We start from the raw sequence: 25,381 nt of genomic DNA, 5'->3' as shown, positions 1-25,381 counted from the left end.
CGGAACGCGCATAGAGCCAGCGATGTCCTAATTCAGCAGGCCATGTTCAACCATGACATCCTGCACCAGTTCCAGCCGCAGCACAGGATTCTCCTGCGCCAGCAAGAGCTGCTTCTGCGCCAGCGACAGGCGCAGCAACTCGCACCAGCGGTTCGCCACCCAGCCGGCTTCCTGCAGGCGGTATGGCGCCTGCATCGGCATCTGCCCGGCAGGAATGCCGCGCTCTTGCAAGGTCTGGATCAGGAGACCGAGGCTGTCCGCGACGTCCTGCTGGTCGGAAGGAACCGGTACCGTCATATCGTCATCGATCAGCGCCACGTCGGCCATCCACAAACCGTGTTTCAGCTGCTCGGCGGAGACAATGCGGAATCGATGGTGCCCGCTGCAGCGTAACTGCATCAGGCCCGGGATCACCGCCTTCCATTCATCTATATGCGCCATCGTGCCCACCGCGCACAGGGTTTCGTGCTGGTCGGGTTTGCGCACTTCATCGCCCTGCACCAGCGCGACGACGCCAAACTCTTCATGATGTTCAATGCAACGCTTCACCATATCGAGGTAGCGCACCTCGAAGATCTGCAACGGCAGGTAGCCATCCGGATACAGCACCGTATGCAAGGGGAATAAGGGGATTGCGGACATACTTCATCATCGCACGTTTCGATCGCCAACGCCGCCTTTCGTGCCAGCTGCCCAAGCCGCAACGGCGGCCGCATAAGCCCGGCCCGCTTATTCCCGGCGTATAAAAAGAAAAGGGGCGGATATTAATCCGCCCCTCTTGCCGCGACCGGCTTATTTAATCAGGAAGTCTTCCTTCTTCTTGCCTTCGAGCCATTTCGGTGCTCGGCCGCGGCCGGTCCATTGGGAACCCGATACCGGGTCCTGGTATTTCATTGGAACGCGGGCGCGCGGCTTGACCGGCTTATTGCTCTTGGCCGCAGGACCGAGATCAGCTGGCGACAGCTCATATTCGCGCATGATGGACCAGATCTGTTCTTTCGCCTTTTGCACTTCGGCTTTACGCGCATCCGCCGCCAGGTTTTGCAATTCGGCAATTTTTGCTTGGTATTCTTGGTAGGTGGTCATCTTTCTTTACCCTAAGTGTATGAAAAATCAAAGTGTGACAATGTGTGAGATTTCCTGCCCGCAATGTACCATAGTTACGATGATTTTATCCACATAATTTAACCATATTAAAAAAAAAGCGCCACACATTTGATGGGCGGCGCTGTTTATTTCATTTCTATTAAATCCCGGTATATCAGGACTATTTACTTTCAGAAGCGCGTCTCCAGCTGCAGGCGTATATTCCGCACGCCAAAACTGGTCGACTCCGAAGCCAGCGCGCCATTATCCGTAATGTAGATAGTCTTCGCCCGGGAATCCTGCTTGAGCAAATTCCAGGCGGAGAAACGCAGCTGGGTCTGGCTATCCAGTTTCCATACCAGGTATGCATCCAGCTGGCGCGATACTGTTGCCCAGCTATATCGATTCACATCCATGCGCACTTCGCCGCTGGTGCGCAGGTTATAGCTGCCACCCATGCTCCAGCTGCCGTCCGGCGTTTTGTAATCGAGGCCGAAAATAGCCGTCAGCGGCACTTGCTGGTCCAGCGTATTGTGCGGGCCGGGAACCGAATCGACGCGCGACCAGTTGCGGCTGACGCTGGCACGCACGTCGAGCGCCGGCGCCTTATCCATCACCGCCTTCATCGGGAATTTCAGTTCCACGTCGACGCTGCGCACATCGGCCCGGCCGTTATTCGTCATCGTGGAAACCCACCGGCCCGTCCCGTCAAGGAACACGCTGCGGCGCGTGAAATTGGTGATGCGGCGGGCGGCAGCGGCCACGCTGAACAACGCGCCCTCACCCCAATAATGCTCATATGAGGCGTCAATACCCGTCGCCAGTTCCGGCTTCAGCTTCGGGTTGCCGATCCAGTCGGGGTCGAGCTGGCTGTTGTTGGTCGAGGTGAAGCGGCGGCCGGAAAGAATGGAAGCCTGGGGCGCCTTGTAAGTGCGGGTGAGCGCGGCACGCAACTGGTCTTTGCCACCAGGGAGCTTATAGAGCGTTTGCGCCAGCGGACTCCACACGCTGCTGCGATTGCTGACCGGGTCGAAGCCGGCGCCGGCGCTTTGCGTATGCACGCCCTCCCAGCGCAAGCCCGCATAGACAGACCAATCCTTATTGATGTTCCATTCGTCCTGCATAAAGGCGGCGGCGCGACGCAGCGTAGCCTGGTAACCCTCGTCGCGGTCGTCGCGAGCGCCGCTGGCGTGGAACAGGTCGCGCTGGTTGCGCCAGTCGTCGCGGTCGGTGTAGCCCGCTTCCCAGCCTGCCGCCAGTGAGTGGTCGGCGCCCATTGGCATCGAATATTTGCCGGAGCTGCTGAAACCCCATTCACGCACGCCGCTGAAAACGTCATGCTGCAGGATCGGTGCGCCGTCGTGCGCATCGGACTCGTACCACTTGCCGTTGGAGCGCATGCGGTGGCCGCCAACCTTGGCATCGAGCTTCGCGCCTTCGCCGAATTTGTGCACCCAGTTCAGGTCCGTGCGGGCAAACAGGCTCTTGTTCTCGTTATGTATATGCACGGCGTCGAAAAACGGTGCGGCCCCGACGTCAACACCGTAGCGGCGATCAATCGCGCTCTTGAAGATATTACGGTGGATGAAAGACTGCGAGGTCAGCGTATCGCCATTCTGCAGGTTCCAGTTCAGGCGCGGCGACAGTTCCAGGCCGCGCGCATGGCCCCGGTCATGTGTCAGCATGCGGCGGTCCAGCAGCGGCTTGCCGGCCAGGCCGATCAGCTCCTCGTCGGTGAAGTTGTTGCGGTCGAATTCGTAACGGCCGCCGCCCATATTGACCGAATAGGAGAAATTGCCGTCCTTGTCCGACAGGACCAGGTTCCCGTTCGGGTTGGTGGCTTCCTTGCTGCGGCTGACCCCGAACTTCAGCTCCCGCTGCGCCGTCTTGACCGCCTTTTTCAACACGATATTGATGGTCCCCGCGATCGACTGGGTACTGAACTCCGCGCTGGCGGCGCGGATCACCTCGATGCGCTCGATGCTGTCCGGCGCCAGCGTCTCGATATTGAAGCCCGGCGGCACGCGCTCGCCATTCAGCAGCATTTGCGTATAACCGCTGCCCAGGCCGCGCATGCGGATATCGCGGCCGCCGGCGCCAACCGACACGCCCGGCACGCGCTTCAGCGCATCGCCGATCGACGTGTCGCCGTAGCGCTTCAGTTCATCGCTGCTGACGATGATCTTGCTGGCGGTATCGTCCTTGCGGGGATTGTAGGCTTCGGCCGCGCCTTTGATTTCGACTTTCTGGACGGTTTCCTGCTGCGGCTCCGCGGCCATGGCCTGGGCGGCGGCGAGGATGGCGCTTGCTGCGAGTGTTGAACGAATCATTCTTACATAAAATATAAATAATTCCTCGCCGCAACTCTACCCTATGGTGCAAACGGTAGCAAGGATATAATTCGGGATCATCAATCTTTGGAATGCCGACCGTGTCCCGACTTGCCGTATTGCCGCAATACCTGCTCCCGAAAAGTGCCTTGACCAACTTTGCCGGCCGCGTGGCAGGCGCCAAAGCGGGCGAGATGACAACGCGCCTGATCCGCTGGTTCGTGACCAAGTACGACGTCAATATGGACGAAGCGGCCAATTCGGACATCGCCAGCTACCATAGCTTCAACGAATTCTTTACCCGCGCGCTGAAGCCGGGCGCCCGGCCGCTGGCCAAGGCCGATTTCGTCTGCCCTGTCGACGGCCGCATCTCCCAGTTCGGAGCGATTGAAGGCGACCAGATATTCCAGGCCAAGGGCCACAAGTTCAGCACCACCGCCCTGGTCGGCGGCGATGCCGCACTGGCCAAGCGCTTTGAACACGGCAGCTTTGCCAACCTGTACCTGAGCCCACGCGACTACCACCGCATCCACATGCCGTGCAATGCCTCGCTGAAGCGCATGATCTACGTGCCGGGCGAGCTGTTTTCCGTCAACCCGACCACTGCGCGCGGCGTGCCGGGCCTGTTCGCGCGCAACGAGCGCGTGGTGTGCGAGTTCGACACCGCTTTCGGCCCGTTCGTGATGGTGCTGGTCGGCGCCACCATTGTCGGCAGCATGGCAACCACCTGGCATGGCGTCGTCAACCCGCCGCGCCTGCCGAAGGTCACCGAATGGACTTACAAGAAGAACGAGTACGTATTCACGAAAGGCGAGGAAATGGGCCGCTTCCTGCTCGGCTCCACCGTCGTCATGCTGTTCCCGAAAGACACCCTGCACTTCAACAGCCAATGGCAGCCGGCCGGCCCGGTTCGTCTCGGTGAGGTCATGGCCAACCTGAAGTAAGGCTCACGGCGCTTAACGCGCCTCAAACTCCAAGCGCCTCCCGATGGTCTACACTGTCCAAAGGCAGGCGTTATGACGACAAGCGATAAAGAATACTTCGATGCCCGCTTCAACGGTCTCGACAACAAGCTTGACAATACCGTTGGCGAAACCCGTCTGGCACTGGAAGCGAAGATCGACGAATGAACAATGCCATGCCGCGCGCTAACCAGGCAACCGCGGCACCGGCACCAACTGCCATCGTTGTTCCGCAAGCCCCCTTTACGCAACAAGCTCCCGAACATCCCCCAGGCAGCCGCTAGCCGTCGAGCCATGCAGCCTCGTCCGGAGCCGCACCTGGCTGCACCGTCCGGCGGTCACTTCCTCGCGAGAACTCAACTGCGCTGTTGAATCATTGCCCATTACCTGGCAGGCAAATTTGCCACTCAGGAAGCGGTTGCGGAAGCAATGACTGGCTTCTGATTCGCAAAATTCGATTCCAGCATATCGAGGAAGGCCCGCGTCTTGGCCGGCATCAGCCGGCGGCCCGGGAAAACCGCCCAGCCGGTGACCTGGGGGAAGCACCAATCCGGCAGCACGCGCACCAGTTCCCCGCGCGCGACCAGCGGCGCCGCGAACTGCGTGGTGCAGGTGGCGATGCCCATGCCGGTGGCAGCCATGCGCGTCAATAGTTCAGGGGAATTCGCCATTAGCCGCACCGGCAAGTCTCGCTCCCAGGTCGACTTGCCGCGCGCGAGTGTCCAGCGCACCAGCCCATTCGGCATGGGGCGCAGGCTGAGCAGCTCGTGCTTGAACAAATCGTCCGGATGCTCGGGCAAACCGTGCACCACAGTGTAGGACGGTGCCGCATACAGGCCCCAGGTCGAAACCAGCACCTTGCGCGCCGCCAGCGTGGCATCGTCCGGCAACGCCCCCATGCGGATCGCGATATCGTAGTTCTCCGCCACCAGGTCGACCCGGCGCGGCGACAAGTCCAGCTCCAGTTTAATGCCCGGGTAGCTCGCCATGAATGCCGGCAGGATGGTCGCCAGGTAGATGTTGGCGAAATCGGCCGGCATCGATACCCGCAGCAAGCCGCTGGGCGCCTGCTGGCGGTGCTGGGCCAGCGCCCCGGCCGCCTCGGTCTCCTCCGCCACCCGGCGCGCATGCTCCAGCAGGCTGGCGCCAAACTCGGTCAACACCAGCTTGCGGGTGGTGCGGGTCAGCAGGCGTTCGCCAAGGCGCGCCTCAAGCTGGGTCAGGCGGCGGGAAACTGTCGATTTCGGCAGCTGCAGCCGCTCTGAAACCTGGCTCAGGCTGCCAAATTCCACGATACGCGCAAACAGCAGCAGGTCACTGGGGTCAATCTCGGTCATTTGCAAGCTCCTCGTTCCACCAATGGAACAATGTTATCCATTTTAATGCCTTCTGGATCAAATATGGAACCGCTATAGTTACTCCATCGCAGCAACTAACCGAATACCGAAAGGAAGCACACCATGAACATCCTGCAAATCAACTCCAGCGCCAAAAGCTCCGGTTCCGAATCGACCCGCGTGGCGAGCAATATCGTGAACAAGCTGCTGGCTGCCAACCCGGGCGCCACCGTTGAAGTTCGCGACCTGGCTGCCAACCCGCACCCGGTGCTGGACGAATCCACCCTGCAGGCCCTGTTCACCCCTGCCGACAAGCGCACGCCGGAACAAGCTGCCCGCGTCGCCCTGGATGACGCCCTGATCGCCCAGGTGCAGGCCGCAGACGTGATCGTGCTTGGCGCCCCCATGTACAACTTCGGCATCACCGTGCAGCTGAAGTCCTGGTTCGATGCGATTGCCCGCGCCGGTGTCACCTTCAAGTACACCGAGAACGGCCCACTCGGCCTGCTGCAAGGGAAAAAGGTCTATGTCGCCACCTCGCGCGGCGGCATGCACAAGGATGCGGCCACCGATACCCAGTTCCCGCACCTGAAGATGTTCCTGGCATTCATTGGCCTGACCGATGTGGAGTATGTATTCATCGAAGGCCAGGGCTATGGTCCGGAAGTGGCCGCGCAGCAGAAAGCTGCAGCCGATGCACGAGTTGAAGAAATGCTGGCTTAACTAAAAAGGAAAACAGAAATGGACAACATCGCTCAAACCCGCACAGTGGAACGGATTATCCGCGGCCAGGCCGTGATGGATGGCGCTGGCGTGAAAATCAACCGCGTGTTGACCCAGCCCCTGCAGCGTCGCCTCGACCCGTTCCTGATGCTGGACAATTTCGGTTCGGAGCAAGCCAACGATTACATCGCAGGCTTCCCCGACCACCCACACCGCGGCTTTGAAACGGTCACCTATATGCTGACCGGCCGCATGCGGCACCGCGACAGCGCCGGCAATGAAGGCTTGCTGGCCAGTGGCGGCGTGCAGTGGATGACGGCCGGGCGTGGCGTGATCCACTCCGAGATGCCGGAGCAGGCGGAAGGCTTGATGGAAGGCTTCCAGCTGTGGCTCAACCTGCCTGCCAGGGACAAGATGCGGCAGCCCTGGTACAAGGACTTCCAGGCGGGCGAGATCCCGGTCGTAGAGACCGAAAACGGCGCAACGGTGCGTGTCATCGCCGGCGAAAGCCAGGGCGTGGCAGGCGCAGTGCAGCGCGAAGTGACGGAACCGCTGTACCTCGACGTGGAGCTGCCTGCCGGCGAAGGTTTCAGCCAGGCGATCGGCGAAGGCCACAATGCCTTCATCTACACCTATCGCGGTGAGGTGACGGTGGACGGCAAGGCGGTGCCGGCGCAAAGCATGGCGATCCTGGCCAATAATGCAGGCGCCGATGGCGTGACCATCAAGGCAGGTCCTGACAGCCGCTTCATCCTGTTGTCTGGCAGGCCGCTGAATGAGCCGATCGTGCAGTACGGCCCCTTCGTGATGAACTCGCAGGCCGAGATTTTCCAGGCCGTCGAGGACTTCCGCGCCGGCCGCCTCGGCGAGGAAGCGCACGCTGCATAAGCAGTGGCGGTACAATTGCCGCCATGAGCACCGTCATCCTTGATTGGTTGAAGAAGCTGAGCCATGCGCTCGGCTTCGACACCGCCGACTCCTTCCCGCCTGGCCACCAGTACGCACGTACCCGCTGGACAGGCGCGTATTTCGATATCCCCTCCGACACCAAGGCGGACGACATCGAGCGCCGCATGTGCGAAGCGATCGCCAATACGCCGCTGGTGTTTGCCCACATTGAAAATCCCACCCCGCGCATGCAGCGTGTGCTGATCGACTTGATCGAGCGCCGCTTGCGCCAGAACCATGAGCGCGAAGCTGCGCAACTGGCGGCCTTGCTGATCCGCGCGTACGGCAGTCCGCATACCGTCGAAGCGGCGCCCGGCCTGCGCCGCGCCATCGAAGCGACCGAAGGCTACGAGGCGCCGGCCCGCGTGCGCACGCTGTTTGCCTTCCTGACGGACGCCCAGAACGACAACGTCATCGAAATGCGCAGCTAGGTCTTGGGGACGTAGCTCATATCGGCGCGATAGCGCAGCAGCTCCGTGCGGACACCGCGCACCAGCGCCCTTGCCCCGGCCGGGAGGACATCCTGCAATTCGGCCGCAGCGCTGAAGCTCGGCACGGCGCGCATGAGCACATACTGGCCGCCGGCGCCGCCGATCTGCAAGCGGTACCAGGTGAATCGCTGGGCCGCACGGCCCGCGTGCGCAGGTGCCGATGCACCGGCCACCAGCTGGCGTTCGAACGCCGTTTCCTCGCCGGGGGCTATGCTGTAGGTGGCCATCGCCAGGAAAGGCGATGTATCCGGCAGCGGCAGGCCGACACTGGCCGTGTCGAGCCGGCGGAACACTCCGTGGCTCAGGAAATCGGCATGCGGTACGACATTGACGGCATTGTCGGCCGCGTCGCCCGCCGGCTGCACGGCGGCATCGAAATTCGCCGCCGCGTGACCAAACGTGCCATCCATGAACATGCCAAGCCGCTCACCCAGCACGAACGACCAGCCATGCCAGGTCCAACGGTCGTTCGCGCCCTTGTGCCACTCGAGGTGGCGCTGGTAACCCTGCTCGAAAGCTGCAACCTGGCCCGGTTTCGGCTCGATCACGACCATGCGTGCGAAAGGCCCTGCGACGGGCTGTGCGAACGTATTTGCGCTAAGGAGTAACAGGGACGCTGCCAACAGATGCTTCATGCGATCTCCGTTTGAAGTTGTTCGGGATGAAGCGCTCGCGCAGCTTCATGAACGGCGCTTCGACCGCAAAATATAGCAGCCATCCGGCAAAAATGCTGGCCGCGATCATGATGGCGATCGCGTCCAGGTCGACCGGCTCCCAGTGCTCGGCCAGCAGGATGCAAAGCTGTTTGTGCGTCAGGTAGATCGAATAGGACCAGAGGGCAATGGAAGCCATGCCGGGAATACGGGTGCGGTTCAGCAGCGAACCTTCGCTAAGGGCGGCCAGCAACAGGGTGGCGAAGGCAAGTCCCAGCAAGGGATAGCCAAAGACCGACATCCCCCAGCTGAAGTGGTATTCGAGGAACAGCCAGAAGGCCAGCGCCGTCAGCGCCGCGCCGGCAGCCAGCATCCAGTTGCCGTGCCTGGCCAGGCGTTGCCACAGGCTGGGGTGGAAGTTGCGCAGCATGGCAAGGGCAACACCGGCCAGCAGCTCGTCGAAGCGCGAGAACGTGGAGTAGTAGATCAGGGTGTAATAACTGCGGCTGCCCCGCTCGCCCAGGTCCATGGCCGGCTGCCACCATCCATCGCGCAGCCACATGCCTGCCCCGATGGCCGACGCCAGCGCCGCCCAGCCCAGCGCCAGCGCGACGCCGCGGGAAGCGCGCGCCCGCGTGAGCGCCGCGATGGCGAGCGCGACCGGCGGTAACAGGAGATAGAACTGCTCCTCCACGCACAAGGACCAGGCGTGCGAGAACAAGGTCCCCGGCTTGAGCTCGAAATTCAGTGTAAAGGTCAGGTACTTCCACCAGGGCGCATGCGGTGCATTGCCGGCCCAATACGGCCAATACGCATACAGCGCCAGCACCACCAGGTAGGCCGGCAAGGTGCGCAGCAGGCGGCGCGCATAAAAGTTCGGCAGCGACAAGCCAGGCCCGCGCAAGGCGGAAAACACCTGGTTACCGATCAGGTAACCGGAAAGCGCAAAGAACAAATCCACGCCGGTCCAGCCGATTTCGCTGAACCAGCCGAAGGTCGGCTCGCGACTGACAAAAGACATGTAGTGGTTGGCAAACACCAGCATGATGGCCAGCGCGCGCAAAGTATCCAGGCCATGGACGCGGGAAGATCGATTCATGCCCGCATTGTACCTAAGACACAGAAAGCCCCGCTCGCACCGAAACCCTATCGCAAGCCCGACTGCCGAAGACATCCTGTCGCGCGCCGTCCACCCCAAACACTGTATATATTTACAGTATGAAGCGTCTTCAAGCATTTAAGTTCGAAGTTCAAGTGACTGCTCGCCAACGAAGCTTGATGCAATGCTTTGCCGGTGCGTGCCGCTATGTCTTCAACAAAGCTCTAAACCATCAGCAAGAGCGCCGGAAGAATGGCGAATCCAAACTAAGCTACGAGGAACTATGCAAGTTATTGACGAAGTGGCGCGCAAGTACTGAGATACCATGGCTGCGGGAGGCGCCTGCGCAACCTCAACAACAGGCGCTCAAGGATCTGGAACGGGCATACGACAATTTCTTTGCTAAGCGGGCCGCCGCGCCCCAATTCAAGCGCAAGGGCAAGCACGATAGTTTTCGCTACCCTCAGCCGGAACAGATCAAGCTTGAGCAGAGCAGTGGCCGTATTTATTTGCCTAAACTTGGCTGGTTGCGTTATCGAGTTAGCCGCAATGTGTTAGGCAACTTGCGCAATGTGACCGTGAGCCGGCAGGCAGGGCGTTGGTTCATTTCAATTCAAACTGTTCGAGAAGTCGCGTTGCCGCCATTACAGGGCGGTAGGGTTGGGGTCGACATGGGCATCATTCGTTTTGCGACTCTGTCCGACGGGGCTTTTCTCTCGCCGCTAAACAGCTTCCGGCGCCACGAAGTCACGTTGCGCAGAGCAATGCAATCGCTAAGTCGCAAGGTTCAATACGGCAGAAATTGGAAAAAAGCACGCTCCCAGGTTCAACGCATTCACGCGCGGATCGCAAATTCTCGCCGTGACTTTCTTCACAAAGCTACGACAGATATCTGCAAAAAACACGCAGTTGTCTTTGTCGAGAATTTGCGAGTGCGTTCTATGTCGCATTCGGCGCGCGGCAAAGTTGCATCGCCGGGCAAGCAGGTGCGAGCCAAGTCTGGTTTGAATAAGGCAATACTCGATCAAGGCTGGTACGAATTCCGTCGTCAGTTGGCATACAAGCTCGCGTGGCGAGGCGGTCTTTTAGTAGCCGTGCCACCTCACTTTACAAGCCAAACCTGTCCATGTTGCGAACACGTGTCCGCATTGAATCGACATGAGCAAGCGGTATTTGCGTGTCAATCATGTGGCTACTCGAACAATGCTGATGTCGTAGCCGCGATTAACGTACTTCGCCGAGGGGAAGAAGTTCTTAGCAACGAAGGGCGGGACTACGCCCGGTTCGCCTGTGAAGTGAGCAATGCAGCGAGGTTGCCAGCAGCAGGAACCCACCGACGCGTCACCAATCAGGTAAAAGCTGATGGTAACGCTGCAGGATTTCCGTTCCTACCCATGTAAGTGGCGGCCATTTGCCGAGGACCGGATGGATGTCAACTGCGCTAGAATATCGGCCACTTATTCGCCACAAGGGAACAGCATGACCGACGCCAGTAAAATGCATTTCAAATCTGTCAACTACACAGGACAGGGCAAGGGCCGCCGCCTGATCGTCACCGGCGCCGTGCACGGCAACGAAACCTGCGGCACCAAAGGCATCCTGCGCGTGATGGAGCAACTGGACAAGGGCGAACTGCATATCCTGAACGGCAGCGTGACCTTCGTGCCGGTCACCAATCCGCTGGCGTACCAGAAAGGCGAACGCTCCGGCGACCGCAACCTGAACCGCAACCTGTTCCCTGCCGAGAGTCCGCAAGACTTTGAAGACCACATTGCCAACTGGCTGTGTCCCCTGCTCGGCCAGCACGAAATCCTGCTGGACCTGCACTCCTTCAATGCCCAGAGCCAGCCTTTCGTCATGGTCGGCCCGCGCAACAACGACGGCACACTGCAACCGTTCCAGCATGAAGCGGAAGAACGCGCCATGGCACGCATCCTCGGCGTCAAGCGCTTCGTTGACGGCTGGATGGCAACCTATGGCGCCGGCGTGCAGCGCCGCCTGCGCAACGACAGCGAAGTGCAGACGGTCCTGAAGTACGGCGTCGGCACCACCGAATACATGCGCAGCACCGGCGGCATGGCCCTGACGCTGGAATGCGGCCAGCACTTCGATCCGCACGCACCGGATGTGGCCTACCGAGCCATCATGAACGTCCTGGCCCATTTCGGCCTGATCGACGCACCGAAGCCGCAGCCGATCGCACTGCAAGACATGGAATACCTGTCGATGGTCGAAGTGCACGACAAGCTGGACCCGGCAGATGCGTTCAGCCGCACCTGGTCCAGTTTCGACCGCCTCAAGACCGGCGATGAAATCGGCCGCCGTGCCGATGGCAGCGCGGTGCTGGCGCCATTCGATGCCTATATGTTGTTCCCGGACGTCAATGCCAAGCCGAACGCCGAATGGTTCTACCTTGCCAAAGTGAGTGACTCTTTCACCTGATAGCCATTGGTTCTACAATCGCGGTAAGGGGTCAATAATATGAACATATTCCCACTTACCGCGCTCGGCGCGATCCTGCTTGCGGCCCTGCCTTTTGCGACAGCCGCCAGCGACCTGGTATTGCGCGTCACCGGCCAGGAAAGCCTGCCGCCCAAATGGGTCCAGCGGGACGGCCAGCCGTCCAGCGGGGTTTGTCCCGATATTCTTGCCGCCATTTCCCGCATCGAGCCGCGGCTCCGCTTCACCGGGCTGGAAGACATCCGCTCGGTACTGGTGATCGAACAGAACCTGCGCCTTGGCAAAGCCGATATCGCCTGCGCCCTGGTTTCCACGCCATTGCGCCGCCATATTGCCTTCGCCATCCCACAGCCCCTCTACATCTCGCGCCAGCGCCTGGCCGCCGCGGCAAACGACACCGCCGAAATCAACTCCCTGGACGACCTGGCGCGCTTGAATCCGCTGGTCACCACGTCGCGCGGCGCGGCGTACATCGACCAGTTGCGCGAACGCGGCATCACCGTCGACGACAGCACGGGCAGCAACGTCACCAACCTGAAGAAAATCCTGGCCGGGCATGTACGCTACTTTTACATGAACGAACTGACGCTGCACTGGCTGATCCGCGAAATGGGCCTGCAGGGTCAGGTCAAGCTGATGCCGGCTGTACTGAAAGAGGATTCGATGTTCCTTTGGGTGAGCAAGAAGGCGCCGCCGCAGGCTGTGCCGATGCTGGCCGCCGCGGTCAAGAAGCTGAACGATAGCGGCGAGCTGGCGCGCATCTACGCGCGCTGGTCCGACGAATCCGGAGTTGGCACGCGCAACAATTAATGCGGCGACAAGATTTTCAGGCCTGCGATACCCAGCACGATCATGGCGATGCACACCAGCCGCGCCATGCTGGCCGGCTCATTCAGCATCATGATGCCCCAGATGACGGTGCCCACGGTGCCGATGCCGGTCCAGATCGCGTAAGCAGTCCCCAGCGGCAGCGAGCGCAGCGCCAGCCCGAGCAGGACCACGCTGCCGGCCATGGCGGCCAGCGTCACGGCACTTGGCACCAGCCGGGTGAAACCTTCGGTGTATTTGAGTCCGACAGCCCAGACGACTTCCAACAGGCCGGCGAGTAACAGGACGATCCAATGCATGATGCTCTCCCAAGTCATGACGGGGTCGTCCCCGCCTGGCTCCCTGTTCTTGCGGCGAGGTCGTCCCCGCGGGAGAAGGCCGACAGTATATCATTGGCACTCCAAACTTTCAGGGAGCTCCCCAATGCTGCTGTTCGCGCAGATCGCCGTCGCCATCGTCCTGCTGATCCACGTCTATATCGTCCTGCTGGAAACCGTCTTCTTCGACACCCGCGGCCGCCGCGTGTTTGGCCTGTCGGCGGAGAAGGCGGCCATCGTCAAGCCGGCCATGTCGAACCAGGGCTGCTATAACGGCTTCCTGGTGGCGGCGCTGGCGGTCGGATTGCTGCACGGTGAGCCGGCGGTGCGTTCCGCTTTCATCACTTATGGCTTGTTGTGCGTGGCCGTGGCGGGCGTCTGGGGCGGCCTGACCGTCAGCAAGCGCATCATCTTCGTCCAGACCGTGCCGGCCATCCTGGCACTGGGGCTGTATCGCTTGGCATAAAATCAAGCCTTGAATTTCATCGTCATGCTCCGATATTAGTATCGGGATTTTCCGATATACTTATCGCGAAACACCGAAATATGACCCACTCTATTGACATTGATGCAATCCATAAGGCCCTGGCAAATCCGGTCCGGCGCCAGATCCTGTCCTGGCTGAAAGAGCCGGAGGCCTGGTTCAGCGAGCAGATCGCGCCGCTGTCGCTGGGCGTCTGCGCGGGCATGATCGACAAGCAGACCGGCTTGTCGCAATCGACCGTCTCCGGCCACCTCACCATCTTGCAAAAGGCGGGCCTGGTGACAGTGCAGCGGGTCGGCCAGTGGAATTTCTTCAAGCGCAATGAGGAGGTCATCCTGCAATTCATTGAGCATGAGAGGAATACCTTATGAGCACCCTGTTCGACCCCGTCACCATTGGCGCCCTGACCTTGAAAAACCGCGTCGTCATGGCGCCCCTCACCCGCTCGCGCGCCGTCGGCGGCAAGCGCGTGCCAAATGCCTTGATGGCCGAGTACTACGCCCAGCGTTCCAGCGCTGGCCTGATCATCAGCGAAGCGACCTCTGTTACCCCGCAGGGCGTGGGCTATGAAAACACCCCGGGCATCTGGTCCGACGAACAGGTTGAAGGCTGGAAGCTGGTTACCGAAGCGGTGCACGCGAAAGGCGGCAAGATCGTGCTGCAACTGTGGCATGTCGGCCGCATCTCCGACCCTAGCCTGCTGGCTGGCCAGGCGCCTGTCGCGCCTAGTGCAATCGCCGCCAAAGGCAATGTGAGTCTGCTGCGTCCTCCCCGCCCTTACGCCGTTCCGCGCGCACTCGACACAGCGGAAATCGCCGGTGTGGTCGAGGCGTACCGCAAGGGCGCTGAAAATGCCAGGAAAGCCGGCTTCGACGGCGTGGAAATCCATGGCGCCAACGGCTACCTGCTCGATCAGTTCCTGCAGGATTCGACCAACCAGCGCACGGACGAATATGGCGGCAGCATTGAGAACCGGGCGCGCCTGATGCTGGAAGTGACCGATGCCGTGATCGGCGTCTGGGGTGCCGAGCGCGTCGGCATGCACCTGGCCCCGCGCCGCGATGCGCATGACATGGGCGATTCGACGCCGGCGGAAACTTTCGGCTATGTGGCACGCGAACTGGGCAAGCGTGGTATTGCGTTCATCGCTGCGCGCGAGGCGGTTGGCGACGATTCGCTGGGTCCGTTGCTAAAGCGTGAGTTTGGCGGGATCTATATCGCCAATGAGAAATTTGATGTGGCCGGTGCGCAGGCAGCATTGGCTGAGGGCCGAGCGGATGCGATTGCGTGGGGCAAGGATTTCATTGCGAATCCAGACCTGCCGCACCGCCTGCAGACAGGGGCCGCGCTGAATGCGCAGCGTCCGGAGTTGTTCTACGCGCCGACAGCTGAGGGGTATACCGACTATCCGGCGCTGGCCTGAAACCGGTAACCCGCTATCCGACCCACAGGGTCAGATACCAGCCTGCGACAGCCGCGCATCGGTGTCTGGCCCTGCGGGTCAGACACCGCCTTAGCGGTTTAACGGTTCGCCGAATAATTCACCGGGAAGAACTTATAGCCCTTCCCCTCGGCGCGCAAATGTCCCACGCCCGGGAACGGCAAATGCGACGCCCCCATCCAGTAGCCCTGCTTCGCCGCCTCGGCAAAGGCTGCCTTGCGCTGCGCCAGTGCCGCCTTGGAATCGCTGTCGAACTGAATGGTCACGCCCGGATCAGGGAACTGCACTGCCGCGTTGTGCATCAGGTCGCCAATCAGCACCAGCTTCTGGCCCTTGCTCTCCACCACATAAGTGGTATGGCCCGGCGTATGCCCATAACTGGAAGTCGAACGCACGCCCGGCACCAGTTCGGTGTTGCCGTCAAAGGGCTTGACCTTGCCCGCGTAACCCGACACCGCATTGATCGGCCCCTGGAAATTCCCCTTCGCATCAGGGCCGGCGTTGTCCAGGTTCGCCTTGCTCAGGAAATAGTCCGCATCGCGTTTGTCCATGCGCACCACGGCATTCGGGAAAGCCGGTTTGTCCAGTGCGCCCAGGCCGCCGACGTGGTCGCCGTGCAAGTGGGAGATGTAGATCTCGTCAACCTGTTCCGGCTGGTAGCCGGCCGCTTTCAGGCTGGTCACGATATTGCCCAGTGTCGGGCCGAACAGGCCGCCGGCGCCGGTATCGATCAGCACCAGCTTCGTGCCGGTATTGACCAGAAATGCATTGACCGAAGTTTCCACCGGCGATTGCAGGAAGTGGTGCTCGAGCGCCTTGGCCGTTTTTTCCGGTTTCTGGTGCAGCAGCTTGTCCATCGGCAGGTCGACCGTGCCGTCGCTCAGCACGGTAACTTCAATGTCGCCCACATTCATGCGGTAATAGCCAGGCGCCTGGGTCTTGACCATCGGCGCGGAAGCCTGGGCAACGCCCGCAATGGCGGCGAATGCAAACGGTACGGCGAGCTTTGTCAGGATCATGCGATCTCCCCTCTTGTTAGTTGCCAAAACGCTAGATTAGCGTAAACAGCAACTACATGCTCGTCGGTACGCGTAGCATCAAAGAGACATCCGGCGTGTCGCGCGTCAGCCCTGCTCCTACCGAAACATTGACCGTCCGTTTCGGGTCCAGGCGATAGGAAAAGCCGACCAGCAAGGTGCCCAGTTGCGTACGCACCGAACCTGGCGCGGGCACGCCATTTTGCCGGGTGCGGGCAATCGAGCTGTGGTCGTAGCCGAAACTGAGCGAGGCCTTTTCGTTAAGCGCCAGGCCGACGCCGAAATTGATGCCGATGACGGCACCGGGCTTGACAGTGCCAAGCGGCTCGCGCTCGCCGTCCAGCACCAGCCGGCTCAGGTTCTTGCGCTGGAAGTTGTGCAAATAGCTGACGCTGCCAAACAACACTGCCGGATCGGTCGGATAGAGCCAGGTCAGGCTCGGCTGCAGCGCGTAAAAGCCGGAACCGGTGGGCAGTTCCAGCGGCAGGCCGGTGCCTGTCGCGTTCTCGCCCAGGCAGCGCCGCACGCAATCGGTGACGACATCAAACGGATCGCGCCCGGTGCGGCTCTTGAAGCGCAGGCCTGCCACGTAGTACGGCTTTTCGGCGCCGCCGTCATTGAGCTGGTGCCGCAGCGACAGTTCGGCATCGCCCAGGGCGCGCCCGCTGACATCGAATACCCTCTCTACTGCGGCGCCGGTGAATACTTCCCGGCTGACGGTGGAGTCGGAACGATAGATGTAAGGCAGGCGCAGTTCAAGCTCGGTGCGGTTGCTCAAGCCATAGCGGCCGCTCAGGGTGGCGGTACTGGTATTCCGCTTCACCTCGCGTACATCGATCAGGCCGATCAGCAAGGCCGGTATGATGGTATAGCCCACCAGCGCCACGCGGTTGCTGGACGAATAGCCGAACTGGAAGGCAGGCTCGAGCACAAACTTGCCGCGCCCGGTCAGCACCCCGGGGCTTTCAAAGATCGGCGCCACCTGCGGCGGCCCGGCGTCGCGTTTCGGCGGCTGGCCGACCGCCAGCGCCGGCTGCTGCGGGGCAGCGGGCGCCGCTGGATGTGGCGCCGGCCCGGGCGGCGGCACGCTGGGCTGCGGCTGGCTTTGCGCAGCGCCCGCGCCCACCCCGGCGCCACCGGTGCCGCGCGCCGATGCCAGCCGTTCCTCCGCCACCTGCCGCCGCAAGTCCTCCAGCAGCATCCTCTGCTCGGCCAACGCCTGCTTCAACTCGGTCAGCTCAGCTGCCAGCTCGGCATTGCTGCGCTGTTCCGCCGGGACTTGCGCCCAGGCCGCCTGGCTCGCGAGCACCAGCATCCCGGCCGCGAAATTCTTTGAAAGCATCGCTCCCTCCCTAGCGGGGCACAATGGCGTTCGATAATGCCTGGCGCAGGTTGCCCTCCAGGTTCATGCTTTTCAGTGTCGACAGCGCGTTGACGGTGAGGTCGATGGTGGTCAGGCTGCGGATCAACTGCCCATTCGTATTGTTCTGCACCAGCATCGGCGCCAGCGCGGCGCCGGCCTCCGGCGTATTCGCCAGCCGCGCCACATCGGCCAGTTCGACACGATTGCGCGCCACCACCACCCCGTTCACTTCGACCGTGCGCTCCACACCAAGGGCCGCCAGCACAAAGCTGCCGTGCTCGAAACCGCCACGCGCCGCGTCGAGCACGGCATCCGGCGCCGGGGCCCAGTCCCCGGGGGGGCCCTGCGCCCAGGCGGGTATTGCCAGCATCAGCAACGCGCCGGCCGCAGCCCCGACTTCCCGCTTCATGTTGTCCTCCCTTCAAAAATCGCTGGCGCCCAGCTTCGGCACTGTCACGTCGCGCAGGCTGTCGCGCACGATGCCTTCCGACAGCAGTGCCCGCGGCGCCACGCGCCAGTCCATCGTTTCATTGAAGCGCGCCCTGCCCGGCCGGCCATGGATCACGAACAACAGGCGGTTTTGCCAGATTGCTTCAAAGCCCCGGCGCGACAAGGCGCGCGTGCCGCCGGCCGGATCGCCAAGCAGCACCCGGTCGTCCTGCACGCCCTTGATCACGACGAAGTGGCGATAGCCATTCTCGGCCACCAGCACGATCGCCGGCATTCCGGCCTGCGCCAGTTTGTCCAGCGGCTGCTCGAAGCCGTCCGCCGTAAAGCCGCGCATAGCCAGGTAGCGCTTCATGTCCAGCAATGAAAAACCTTCACGCCGGATACGCAGCTGGTCGCCGCGCACGAACATGTCACGGAAAATCTCCTGCTCCGTGACCGGAAAATCGTAGTGGTGGCTAAGCAGGGTCGCCAACGCTGCCGAGCCACAACTGAAATCGTATTGTTGCCGCACCGTCGTGCGGAAGCGTGCCTCCTTCAAGCTGGTCACCGGCAGCACAAAACTGGCGCCGCCGGCTGAAAAGTCGGCGGCCTGCGCGGCAAATGCCGGCAGCAATGCCAGAACGCTGATGAGGCCTCTCATTTGATCTGCACGTTAACGATGGTTGCATTCTGGATCAGCACGTTGGCGCCGGAATTCTGGATCACCATCGGCATTCCCGAGGCGTTGCTGAACGCACCGTCGGTCACGATATTGGCGCCGGTGACGACGTTCACCGCGCTGTTGTTCGCCACGGTACCGGCCAGCTTCATATCGCTCCACGGCGCTTCGCTGCCGCCGCGCATCTGTGCCAGGCGCTCATCCTGCGCGGGGCGCTCGTTGCCGGCCGCCATAGGCGCCGCTTGCAACGCAGACTGCAGTCCGGGCGGGGATGGGCCCGCAGCGGCAAGCAGCGGGCCAAGCGGCAGCGCGCCCGTCCACGGGGACGCCGCCGCCAGGCCCGGCGCCAATGCAGCGCACAGGGCCAGGACTTGCACTGGCCTGCCTAAGCTTCGCATGATGCTGCGCGGCTCACTTGCCCACGGCCAGGTTGGCCTGCACATTCACGCTCTGCTGCACCAGCGAAGACATGCCGTTGTTCTGGCTGATCACCATGATGCCGGCGGCCGACTGGCCGACGCCGCTCATGGTGTTCGACATGTCGAAGGTGCCGGCAGTGACGTTATTGGTGCCGCCTGCCCCGCCGTTGCCGCCGGTGGCGTTGCCGCCGGTCGCCGCGCCCGCGGTATTGGTGCCGCCATCGCCGCCCGCACCGGCCACATTGCCACCGCCGCCGGCACCGCCGTCGCCGCCGTCGCCAGCCGTGGCGTTGCCATTGCTCGCCGCACCACCGGTGCCCGCCGCGCCGGTGCCACTGCCGCCGGTCGCCGCACCGCCGGTGCCGCCGCCGGCGGCGCCGCTCGAACCGGCAGTATTGCTGGCCAGGCCGCTGGAGCCGCCATTGCCGCCCGCGCCGCCCGCCGCACCTGCGCCACCGGTGCTGGTGCCGCCACCGCCAGCCGCGCCGCCGCCGCCGGCGCCGCCCGTGCCCGATGCACCGGCGCCACCGTTGGCCGCCACCGCGCCGCTGCCGCCGCCGGCACCCGAGGTATTACTGCCGCCGGCAGCGCCATTGCCGGCGGTATTGCTTGCCGAGGCGCCGCTGCCGCCCGCCGCGCCGGCACCGCCAGTGCCGCCGGCACCGCCGGTTCCACCGGCGCCACTGGTGCCTGCGCCCGACGTCGACGCATTGCCGGTATTGGCAGAACGGGCGTCAGCCGAGCCGGTGGTGCCGCCCGTGCCGTTCTGGTCCCCCATGGCAGGCACCGCCAGCGGCTCGGTTCCGCCGCTGCCGATCGAGGCGGTATTGCTGGCACCCGCGCTGCCGCTTGCCGCCCCGCCGCCGGTCGACGCCTGCGTGGAAGTGGCAGCGCCAGTCGCTACACTGCCGGTGGCGCCCGCCATGCCGCCGGCGCCTGCGGCGCCGCCGGCCCCGCCTGCACCGCCCGCACCGCCGCCGGCTGCACCGGTCGCGCCGCCGTCGCCGCCGCGGGCACCGGTCGCAGCGCCAGTGGCACCACCCGCGCCGCTGCCGGCAGCACCAACCAGGCCGCCGGCGCCGCCGGCTGCCGCACCGCCTGCGCCACCGGCACCGCCGGCGCCTGCCACGACGATGCCGCCGGCGCCGCCGGCGCCGCCTTCACCGCCGCGCGCACCATCGCCGCCGCGACCGCTCGCGGCGCCGGCAGCGACGCCGCCAGCGCCCGTCGTGCCGCCGGTTCCTGCGCCGGCCATCGCCGTCCCGCCCGAACCGCCGCCGCCGCTGCCGTTGCCGCCCAGGGCGCTGCCATTGAAGGCCACGCCGCCGGCTGCACCGGTCGCACCGGCGCCGCCGCTGGACATGCCGCCGGCGCCGCCAGTGCTGCTGGCATTGCCGCCCACGGCGCCGCCGGCCAGGGCACCGGCACCTGCGCCGCCATTGGCGCTGCCGCCATTGCTGGCCACGTTACCGATATTGTTGATGGTGTTGTTGGTGACGGTGCCGGTCAGGGTGCTGACCGCGGTCGCGGTCGAAGTATTGAAGGCATTGGTCATCGACGATGTCGCGGTGGCGCCGTTATTGGCCGCCGCGGCCCCTGCGGCCGCGGCATCGGCGGCGCCGGTACTGTTGTTGTTGGCGTTGGCCTGGCTGCTGTCCTGGGTGGCCGTGGAATTGTCGTTGGCCTGGGCGCCCGGTCCTGCCTGGTTCACGTTCGGCGGTGGTGTCTCCTGCGCGAATGCACTGCCCATCGCCAGCGCGATGGCTGCTGCAAGCAAAGTTTTCTTCATCTCGTCCTCGCTGATGTCGGGTTCTTCAAGCGCCCGCAATACTGGGGCCTGAACCGGTATCGCAAGCTTGATGCCACCTTCCCTAAGCTGTTGAAATTGCTCGACTTTGGTGCGGCGGCGCAGCAAGTGGCGTGCAAGAAGGAGGCCACTTTGTCACGCAACTGTGACAGGCCGCTGAAGGCGACGTGCCTTCCACCATAGGAGAGAACGGACGTGTGACAATGTCACATCTTTGTTACGCGGCTGTTCGCGCCTCAGTCTTCGCTGCGGCGCACCGGACGCTGGATGCCGTGCTTTGCCATCAGGCGATACAACGTCATCCGTGACACGCCGAGTTCGCGCGCCACCGACGTGATGCTGTGGCCGGCATCGATGCGCCCTTGCAGTGCTGACCGTTCCGCGCTGGCGCGGGCGCTATCGAGGTCTTCGCCGGCAGCGGCACTGTCCATGCCGTCCAGTTCGAGGTCGTTGGGCTGGATCAGGGCGCCATCGGCCATGACGGCGGCGCGCCGTACGCGGTTCAGCAGCTCGCGCACATTGCCCGGCCAGTCATGGGCCCGCAGCGCGCGCAACGCGCTGTTGCTGAAGCCGCGCACGCGGCGCGCACGTTCGGTCGCATAGCTGTGGAAGACTTCCTCCGCCAAGGGCACTACATCGTCGCGCCGCTCGCGCAAGGCCGGCACCTGCAAGGTCAGCACATTGAGCCGGTAGAACAGGTCTTCGCGGAAAAGGCCGCGCTCGACCGCATCGCCCAGCTTGACGTGCGATGCCGCGATCACGCGCGCATCGACCGGCACGCTGCGCGTCCCGCCCACGCGGTAAATGGTTTTCTCCTGCAGGAAACGCAGCAGGTTGGCCTGCAGTTCCAGCGGCAGGTCGCCAATCTCGTCGAGGAAAATCGAACCGCCGCTGGCCGATTCGATCAGCCCGCATTTGCCGGGGCCGGCGCCGGTAAACGCGCCCTTCTCATAGCCGAACAGTTCCGATTGCACCAGCGAGGCCGGGATGGCGCCGCAATTGATGGGCACGAACGGGCCCGCGCCACGGCCTGAATGTTCATGTATCGCGCGCGCCACCAGCTCCTTGCCGGTGCCGCTTTCGCCCCAGATCAGCACGGGCGCATCGGCGCCCGCTACTTTCAGTATCTGCTGGCGCAGCAGCGTAATGGCCGCGCTGCGCCCGGTCAGCCGCATCGCCTGGCATTCTTGCGGCAATTGGCCCAGCTCGGCAAGCGCCGCCAAGCCCAGGGCATGTCCCAGGGTATGGCTGAGGCGCTCCGCGTCCAGCGGCCAGGTATGGAAATCAACGCAATGGTCGTGCACGATTTGGCGGAACGACGCCTGTTCCAGGGCCTGGGGCAGGAAAATGGCGACCCAGCGCGGCCGGCTGTGCCGGCGCAGGAAATGGTCGAGCTCGGTAAGCGGACCACTCCAGCCATCCAGTACCAGCAAGCCAACCGGGAAGTGCTGTTCGCGCAAGGCCGCCGCTGCCTCGGCCAGGCCGGCCACGTGGCAGACGTCGAACGTTTGGTCGGCGGCAAGCAAAGCCGCCGGCAACGCTGCCGTTGTCGCAGCGACGCACAAGACTTGCCTTGTCATAATTTCACCTTGCTGCCCCGGGGACCGGCGGGATAGAATACCGCCGCACAAATTTTCAGCACCAAGAGTTACAAACTCTCAATGGTGGCAATAACACAATGGGGAAGGCATGGATCAATATAAGCTAGAGGCGGACAAACTGCCAACACTAAAGCAGCGCGTCGCCTTACGCCTGTTGCATGCATTCGGCTGGCAGATGAGGTTCAAGCCGCTGCCCGAGCCGCGCGGCATCGCCGTGGTGTATCCCCATACCTCGAACTGGGATTTCATCATCGGGCTGCTCGGCAAATGGGCGCTGGACCTGCCCTTCCGCTGGCTGGCCAAGCACAGCCTGTTCAAGATTCCGCTGCTGGGCCGCTGGTTCTATTACCTCGGCGGCGCGCCGGTCGACCGCAGCGCGCCGCAAGGCCTGATCCAGGCCCAGGCCGATGCCATGATGAAGGAAGACTGGTACTGGGTCGGCATCACGCCGGAAGGCACGCGCGGCTACAAGCCTTACTGGAAGAGCGGCTTCTACCAGCTGGCCCTGGCCGCCAAAGTGCCGCTGGTGCTGGTCTACATCGACTACCCGAACAAGACCCTGGGCCTGGTCGACCACCTCTGGATGACGGGCGACGAGGAACAGGACATGGCGGCCATTCGCGCCGGCTTCGACGGCCACCTCGGCAAGCATCCGGAACTGATGGCGCCTATCGTCTTGCGCCAGCGCTGAAGCCCGACACCTCCGCATCCCCCTCGAGGCGCACCAGCGTAATGGTCTGCGCCTTGCCCGGCTCGAAGCGCAGCGCCGTCCCCGGCGCGATATCGAGCCGCATGCCATACGCCTTCCAGCGCTCGAACTGCAGCGCCGAATCGACTTCGAAAAAGTGGAAATGGGAGCCGACCTGGATTGGACGGTTCCCCTGGTTGGTTACGGTCAGTGTAGTGCGATCAGTCATATGACCTATATCTGCAAGACTCATGCCAGTAATTTCAAGTGATTCTCTCACTATTTTTGCACCAGCATAAAGCAATGCACCACACAGGTGCGCTTATTCCTGCGGATATGGGCTCTTGCCGCCACCGGCGATGAATTCATCGATGCGCGCGTGCAGCACCGGCAGCGGCACCGAGCCCAGTTCCAGGACGGTGTCATGGAAGGCGCGGATATCGAATTTGCTGCCCAGCGCCTTCTCCGCCTTCTTGCGCGCTTCGAAGATCGCCATCTCGCCCAGGTAGTAGGACAGCGCCTGGCCCGGCCAGGAGATATAGCGGTCCACCTCGGTCATCACCTCATGCGAGGACAGCGCGGTGTTCTCCATCAGGTACTTCTGCGCCTGTTCGCGGGTCCAGCCCTTGGCGTGCACGCCGGTGTCCACCACCAGGCGCGATGCGCGCCAGGCCTGGTAGCTCAGCATGCCGAACACTTCATACGGGGTTTCGTAGATGCCCATCTCGGTCCCCAGGCGCTCGGAATACAAGGCCCAGCCTTCGCCGTACGCGGAGATATAGGCATTGCGGAACGGCGGGCGGCCCTTCTGCTCCAGCGCGATCGGCATTTGGAAGGCGTGGCCCGGCGCCGATTCATGCAGCGTCAATGCGGGCAGCGAGTACAGTGGACGCGCCGGCAGGTTATAGGTGTTGACCCAGTACCCGCCAGGACCGCCGCGGCCGGAGGTGTAGAACGGTGCGATCTCCGGCGCCACCGGGATGATGGCAAAACGGCTGCGCGGCAGGCGGCCGAAGTAGTCGGCCACCTTGCCATCGAACTTCTTGGCGATCCACGCCGCGCGCATCAGCAGTTCTTCCGGCGTCTTGGCATAAAACTGCGGATCGGTGCGCAGGAACTGCAGGAAGGCCGGCAAGTCGCCCTTGAAGCCTACCTGTTTCATCACCTCATGCATCTCGGCGCGGATCTTGGCCATCTCGTCCAGGCCGATCTGGTGGATCTGGTCGGCGCTCAGGCTGGTGGTCGTGAATTCGACAATCTTCGACTGGTAATACGCCTTGCCGTCCGGGTAGCTCTCGGCGGCCAGCGCCTCCTTCGCCTTCGGGACGTACTCCTCGCGCATGAATTTCAGCAGCGCGGCGTGGGCCGGCACCACTTTTTCGCGGATCGCCTTCAGGCCTTCCGCCCTCAAGGCTTCCTGTTCGGCAGCCGGGATCACGTTCGGCATTTCCTTGAACGGCTTGAAGAACACCACATCTTCGGGCTTCGCTTCCGTGACCGAGGTGATCGACTTGTCGCGGCCTTCGAGCGTGATCTTCGGCGGCGTGAAGCCGCGCGCCAGGCCGGCGCGCATATTCGTGATTTCTTCGCTGAAGTAGCGCGGCACGTCGTTCAGCTGCGCCACGTAGTTGCGGTAGTCTTCCACCGTGCGGAAGGACTTGCGCGCCTCCCCTGCCAGGTTGCCCCAGAACGAAGAGTCGGCATTCAGCGGCTTTTCGTACTCGCGGAAGCGCTGGTTATCCAGCAGCGCGGCGATCTGCGCGCGGTACACCTGGTAGTTGATGCGCTCCTTGTTCGAAAGCTGTTCCGGCTTGATGCTTTCGAGTTGGCGCAGCGTCTCCTCCCATTTCTTCTGGCGCTGCATCTGCACCGCAAGACTGACGTCCGGCAGGCGGCTCTCGACGCCGCGCACATCGTCCTCGTCGTCTTCCAGACGTTGCTGCAGGCGCCACTTCCACTCCGCCTTGTGGATGGCGGCGAAACGGGCGTCGGCACTACCGGGTTTGGCTGCTGCAAAGGATGGAGAACTGAAGGCTGCTGCGATGGCGAGTGCTGCGACAATCTGTTTCATGGTGCTCCCGAAGCTCAGGTTGGTAACGGTTCCGGGAGTGTACCTTACGGCCAAAGGCCCGGCGGCGTCAATGGCGGGATTGTGCAGAAACGTATCAGGCCGCGCGTGGATTCAACCGAAGCGGCGGC

Annotated in this window: 27 protein-coding genes; 11 read left to right on the top strand and 16 right to left on the bottom strand. The window is 62.9% G+C overall.

Features of this window, described 5'->3' with window-relative positions; translation table 11 throughout:
• Positions 1–27: 27 nt before the first annotated feature.
• The 3 genes from ACWBU6_RS13735 to ACWBU6_RS13725 all read right to left on the bottom strand — a co-directional run bounded on the left by ACWBU6_RS13735 (position 28) and on the right by ACWBU6_RS13725 (position 3,416).
• Positions 28–642 carry an LON peptidase substrate-binding domain-containing protein gene (locus ACWBU6_RS13735; RefSeq protein ID WP_452649331.1) on the bottom strand — a complete coding sequence of 205 codons (615 nt, stop codon included), beginning with the start codon at positions 640–642 and terminating at the stop codon, positions 28–30.
• A gap of 150 nt (positions 643–792) precedes the next feature.
• Positions 793–1,086, bottom strand: a complete 294-nt coding sequence (locus ACWBU6_RS13730; protein WP_452649330.1) for an H-NS histone family protein — start codon at positions 1,084–1,086, stop codon at positions 793–795.
• Between the two features lie 191 nt (positions 1,087–1,277).
• On the bottom strand, positions 1,278–3,416 hold the full coding sequence (locus ACWBU6_RS13725; RefSeq protein ID WP_452649329.1) for a TonB-dependent receptor plug domain-containing protein: 2,139 nt from the start codon (positions 3,414–3,416) through the stop codon (positions 1,278–1,280).
• A gap of 92 nt (positions 3,417–3,508) precedes the next feature.
• On the opposite strand from ACWBU6_RS13725, the gene asd reads away from it, so the two are divergent.
• A complete protein-coding gene (gene asd / locus ACWBU6_RS13720; protein WP_452649328.1) occupies positions 3,509–4,360 on the top strand; it encodes an archaetidylserine decarboxylase in 852 nt (283 codons plus the stop codon).
• A 425-nt stretch (positions 4,361–4,785) separates the two neighbouring features.
• Here the strand turns inward: asd and ACWBU6_RS13715 are convergent, their stop codons facing one another.
• On the bottom strand, positions 4,786–5,715 hold the full coding sequence (locus ACWBU6_RS13715) for a LysR family transcriptional regulator (protein WP_452649327.1): 930 nt from the start codon (positions 5,713–5,715) through the stop codon (positions 4,786–4,788).
• Positions 5,716–5,838: 123 nt separating this feature from the next.
• Here ACWBU6_RS13715 and ACWBU6_RS13710 point away from each other — a divergent pair, with 123 nt between their 5' ends.
• Genes ACWBU6_RS13710 through ACWBU6_RS13700 form a run of 3 tightly spaced genes read left to right on the top strand, consistent with a single transcriptional unit; the run spans position 5,839 to position 7,817 of the window.
• Positions 5,839–6,438 (top strand): FMN-dependent NADH-azoreductase, encoded by a 600-nt coding sequence (locus ACWBU6_RS13710; protein WP_452649326.1) that lies wholly within the window; start codon positions 5,839–5,841, stop codon positions 6,436–6,438.
• 18 nt (positions 6,439–6,456) lie between these two features.
• Positions 6,457–7,326 (top strand): pirin family protein, encoded by an 870-nt coding sequence (locus tag ACWBU6_RS13705; RefSeq protein WP_452649325.1) that lies wholly within the window; start codon positions 6,457–6,459, stop codon positions 7,324–7,326.
• A 23-nt stretch (positions 7,327–7,349) separates the two neighbouring features.
• The gene (locus ACWBU6_RS13700; RefSeq protein WP_452649324.1) at positions 7,350–7,817 is read left to right on the top strand and encodes a hypothetical protein; all 468 of its coding nucleotides are present in this window, start codon (positions 7,350–7,352) and stop codon (positions 7,815–7,817) included.
• Here ACWBU6_RS13700 and ACWBU6_RS13695 read toward each other — a convergent pair.
• Together ACWBU6_RS13695 and ACWBU6_RS13690 are read right to left on the bottom strand one after the other, a co-directional pair.
• Complete coding sequence (locus tag ACWBU6_RS13695; protein WP_452649323.1) at positions 7,814–8,512, bottom strand: hypothetical protein; 699 nt, start codon at positions 8,510–8,512, stop codon at positions 7,814–7,816. The genes ACWBU6_RS13700 and ACWBU6_RS13695 overlap by 4 nt on opposite strands.
• Positions 8,475–9,629, bottom strand: a complete 1,155-nt coding sequence (locus tag ACWBU6_RS13690; protein WP_452649322.1) for an acyltransferase family protein — start codon at positions 9,627–9,629, stop codon at positions 8,475–8,477. Before ACWBU6_RS13690 ends, ACWBU6_RS13695 begins: the two co-directional genes overlap by 38 nt.
• 119 nt (positions 9,630–9,748) lie before the next feature.
• Here ACWBU6_RS13690 and ACWBU6_RS13685 point away from each other — a divergent pair, with 119 nt between their 5' ends.
• The 3 genes from ACWBU6_RS13685 (at position 9,749) to ACWBU6_RS13675 (ending at position 12,899) form a co-directional block, all read left to right on the top strand.
• Positions 9,749–11,029 (top strand): RNA-guided endonuclease InsQ/TnpB family protein, encoded by a 1,281-nt coding sequence (locus ACWBU6_RS13685; RefSeq protein ID WP_452649321.1) that lies wholly within the window; start codon positions 9,749–9,751, stop codon positions 11,027–11,029.
• A 79-nt stretch (positions 11,030–11,108) separates the two neighbouring features.
• Positions 11,109–12,071, top strand: coding sequence for a succinylglutamate desuccinylase (locus tag ACWBU6_RS13680; RefSeq protein ID WP_452649320.1), 963 nt, complete (start codon positions 11,109–11,111; stop codon positions 12,069–12,071).
• Between the two features lie 39 nt (positions 12,072–12,110).
• Positions 12,111–12,899, top strand: coding sequence for a substrate-binding periplasmic protein (locus tag ACWBU6_RS13675; protein WP_452649319.1), 789 nt, complete (start codon positions 12,111–12,113; stop codon positions 12,897–12,899).
• On the opposite strand, the gene sugE is transcribed toward ACWBU6_RS13675, so the two are convergent.
• On the bottom strand, positions 12,896–13,216 hold the full coding sequence (gene sugE / locus ACWBU6_RS13670; RefSeq protein WP_452649318.1) for a quaternary ammonium compound efflux SMR transporter SugE: 321 nt from the start codon (positions 13,214–13,216) through the stop codon (positions 12,896–12,898). The two genes, ACWBU6_RS13675 and sugE, sit on opposite strands and share 4 nt — an antisense overlap.
• 124 nt (positions 13,217–13,340) lie before the next feature.
• On the opposite strand from sugE, the gene ACWBU6_RS13665 reads away from it, so the two are divergent.
• The 3 genes from ACWBU6_RS13665 (at position 13,341) to ACWBU6_RS13655 (ending at position 15,141) form a co-directional block, all read left to right on the top strand.
• Positions 13,341–13,700, top strand: coding sequence for a DUF1304 domain-containing protein (locus tag ACWBU6_RS13665; RefSeq protein WP_452649317.1), 360 nt, complete (start codon positions 13,341–13,343; stop codon positions 13,698–13,700).
• 80 nt (positions 13,701–13,780) lie between these two features.
• Positions 13,781–14,089, top strand: a complete 309-nt coding sequence (locus ACWBU6_RS13660) for an ArsR/SmtB family transcription factor (protein ID WP_452649316.1) — start codon at positions 13,781–13,783, stop codon at positions 14,087–14,089.
• Positions 14,086–15,141, top strand: coding sequence for an alkene reductase (locus tag ACWBU6_RS13655; protein ID WP_452649315.1), 1,056 nt, complete (start codon positions 14,086–14,088; stop codon positions 15,139–15,141). The genes ACWBU6_RS13660 and ACWBU6_RS13655 overlap by 4 nt, the downstream gene beginning before the upstream one ends.
• Before the next feature lie 98 nt (positions 15,142–15,239).
• Here the strand turns inward: ACWBU6_RS13655 and ACWBU6_RS13650 are convergent, their stop codons facing one another.
• The 7 genes from ACWBU6_RS13650 to ACWBU6_RS13620 form a co-directional block, all read right to left on the bottom strand.
• Complete coding sequence (locus ACWBU6_RS13650; RefSeq protein WP_452649314.1) at positions 15,240–16,178, bottom strand: MBL fold metallo-hydrolase; 939 nt, start codon at positions 16,176–16,178, stop codon at positions 15,240–15,242.
• Positions 16,179–16,230: 52 nt separating this feature from the next.
• Positions 16,231–17,538 (bottom strand): acetate kinase, encoded by a 1,308-nt coding sequence (locus tag ACWBU6_RS13645; protein WP_452649313.1) that lies wholly within the window; start codon positions 17,536–17,538, stop codon positions 16,231–16,233.
• 10 nt (positions 17,539–17,548) lie between these two features.
• Positions 17,549–17,968: a hypothetical protein gene (locus ACWBU6_RS13640; RefSeq protein WP_452649312.1), complete on the bottom strand. Its 420-nt coding sequence runs from the start codon at positions 17,966–17,968 to the stop codon at positions 17,549–17,551.
• 12 nt (positions 17,969–17,980) lie between these two features.
• Positions 17,981–18,649, bottom strand: a complete 669-nt coding sequence (locus ACWBU6_RS13635) for a C39 family peptidase (RefSeq protein WP_452649311.1) — start codon at positions 18,647–18,649, stop codon at positions 17,981–17,983.
• Complete coding sequence (locus ACWBU6_RS13630) at positions 18,646–19,044, bottom strand: hypothetical protein (protein WP_452649310.1); 399 nt, start codon at positions 19,042–19,044, stop codon at positions 18,646–18,648. Before ACWBU6_RS13630 ends, ACWBU6_RS13635 begins: the two co-directional genes overlap by 4 nt.
• Before the next feature lie 34 nt (positions 19,045–19,078).
• The gene (locus ACWBU6_RS13625; protein WP_452649309.1) at positions 19,079–20,875 is read right to left on the bottom strand and encodes a hypothetical protein; all 1,797 of its coding nucleotides are present in this window, start codon (positions 20,873–20,875) and stop codon (positions 19,079–19,081) included.
• Positions 20,876–21,129: 254 nt separating this feature from the next.
• The gene (locus tag ACWBU6_RS13620; RefSeq protein WP_452649308.1) at positions 21,130–22,473 is read right to left on the bottom strand and encodes a sigma 54-interacting transcriptional regulator; all 1,344 of its coding nucleotides are present in this window, start codon (positions 22,471–22,473) and stop codon (positions 21,130–21,132) included.
• 109 nt (positions 22,474–22,582) lie between these two features.
• Between ACWBU6_RS13620 and ACWBU6_RS13615 the strand changes: the two genes are divergently transcribed.
• Positions 22,583–23,185, top strand: coding sequence for a 1-acyl-sn-glycerol-3-phosphate acyltransferase (locus tag ACWBU6_RS13615; RefSeq protein ID WP_452649307.1), 603 nt, complete (start codon positions 22,583–22,585; stop codon positions 23,183–23,185).
• On the opposite strand, the gene ureB is transcribed toward ACWBU6_RS13615, so the two are convergent.
• Both ureB and ACWBU6_RS13605 read right to left on the bottom strand, forming a co-directional pair.
• A complete protein-coding gene (ureB, locus tag ACWBU6_RS13610) occupies positions 23,163–23,435 on the bottom strand; it encodes an urease subunit beta (RefSeq protein ID WP_452649306.1) in 273 nt (90 codons plus the stop codon). The genes ACWBU6_RS13615 and ureB overlap by 23 nt on opposite strands.
• Positions 23,436–23,504: 69 nt before the next feature.
• Complete coding sequence (locus ACWBU6_RS13605) at positions 23,505–25,253, bottom strand: DUF885 domain-containing protein (protein WP_452649305.1); 1,749 nt, start codon at positions 25,251–25,253, stop codon at positions 23,505–23,507.
• Between the last annotated feature and the right edge of the window lie 128 nt (positions 25,254–25,381).

The sequence above is a fragment of the Pseudoduganella sp. HUAS MS19 genome, from assembly GCF_053615455.1.
The sequence above is the reverse complement of the archived record's forward strand: the minus strand, read 5'-3'. Positions and strand labels throughout refer to the sequence as shown.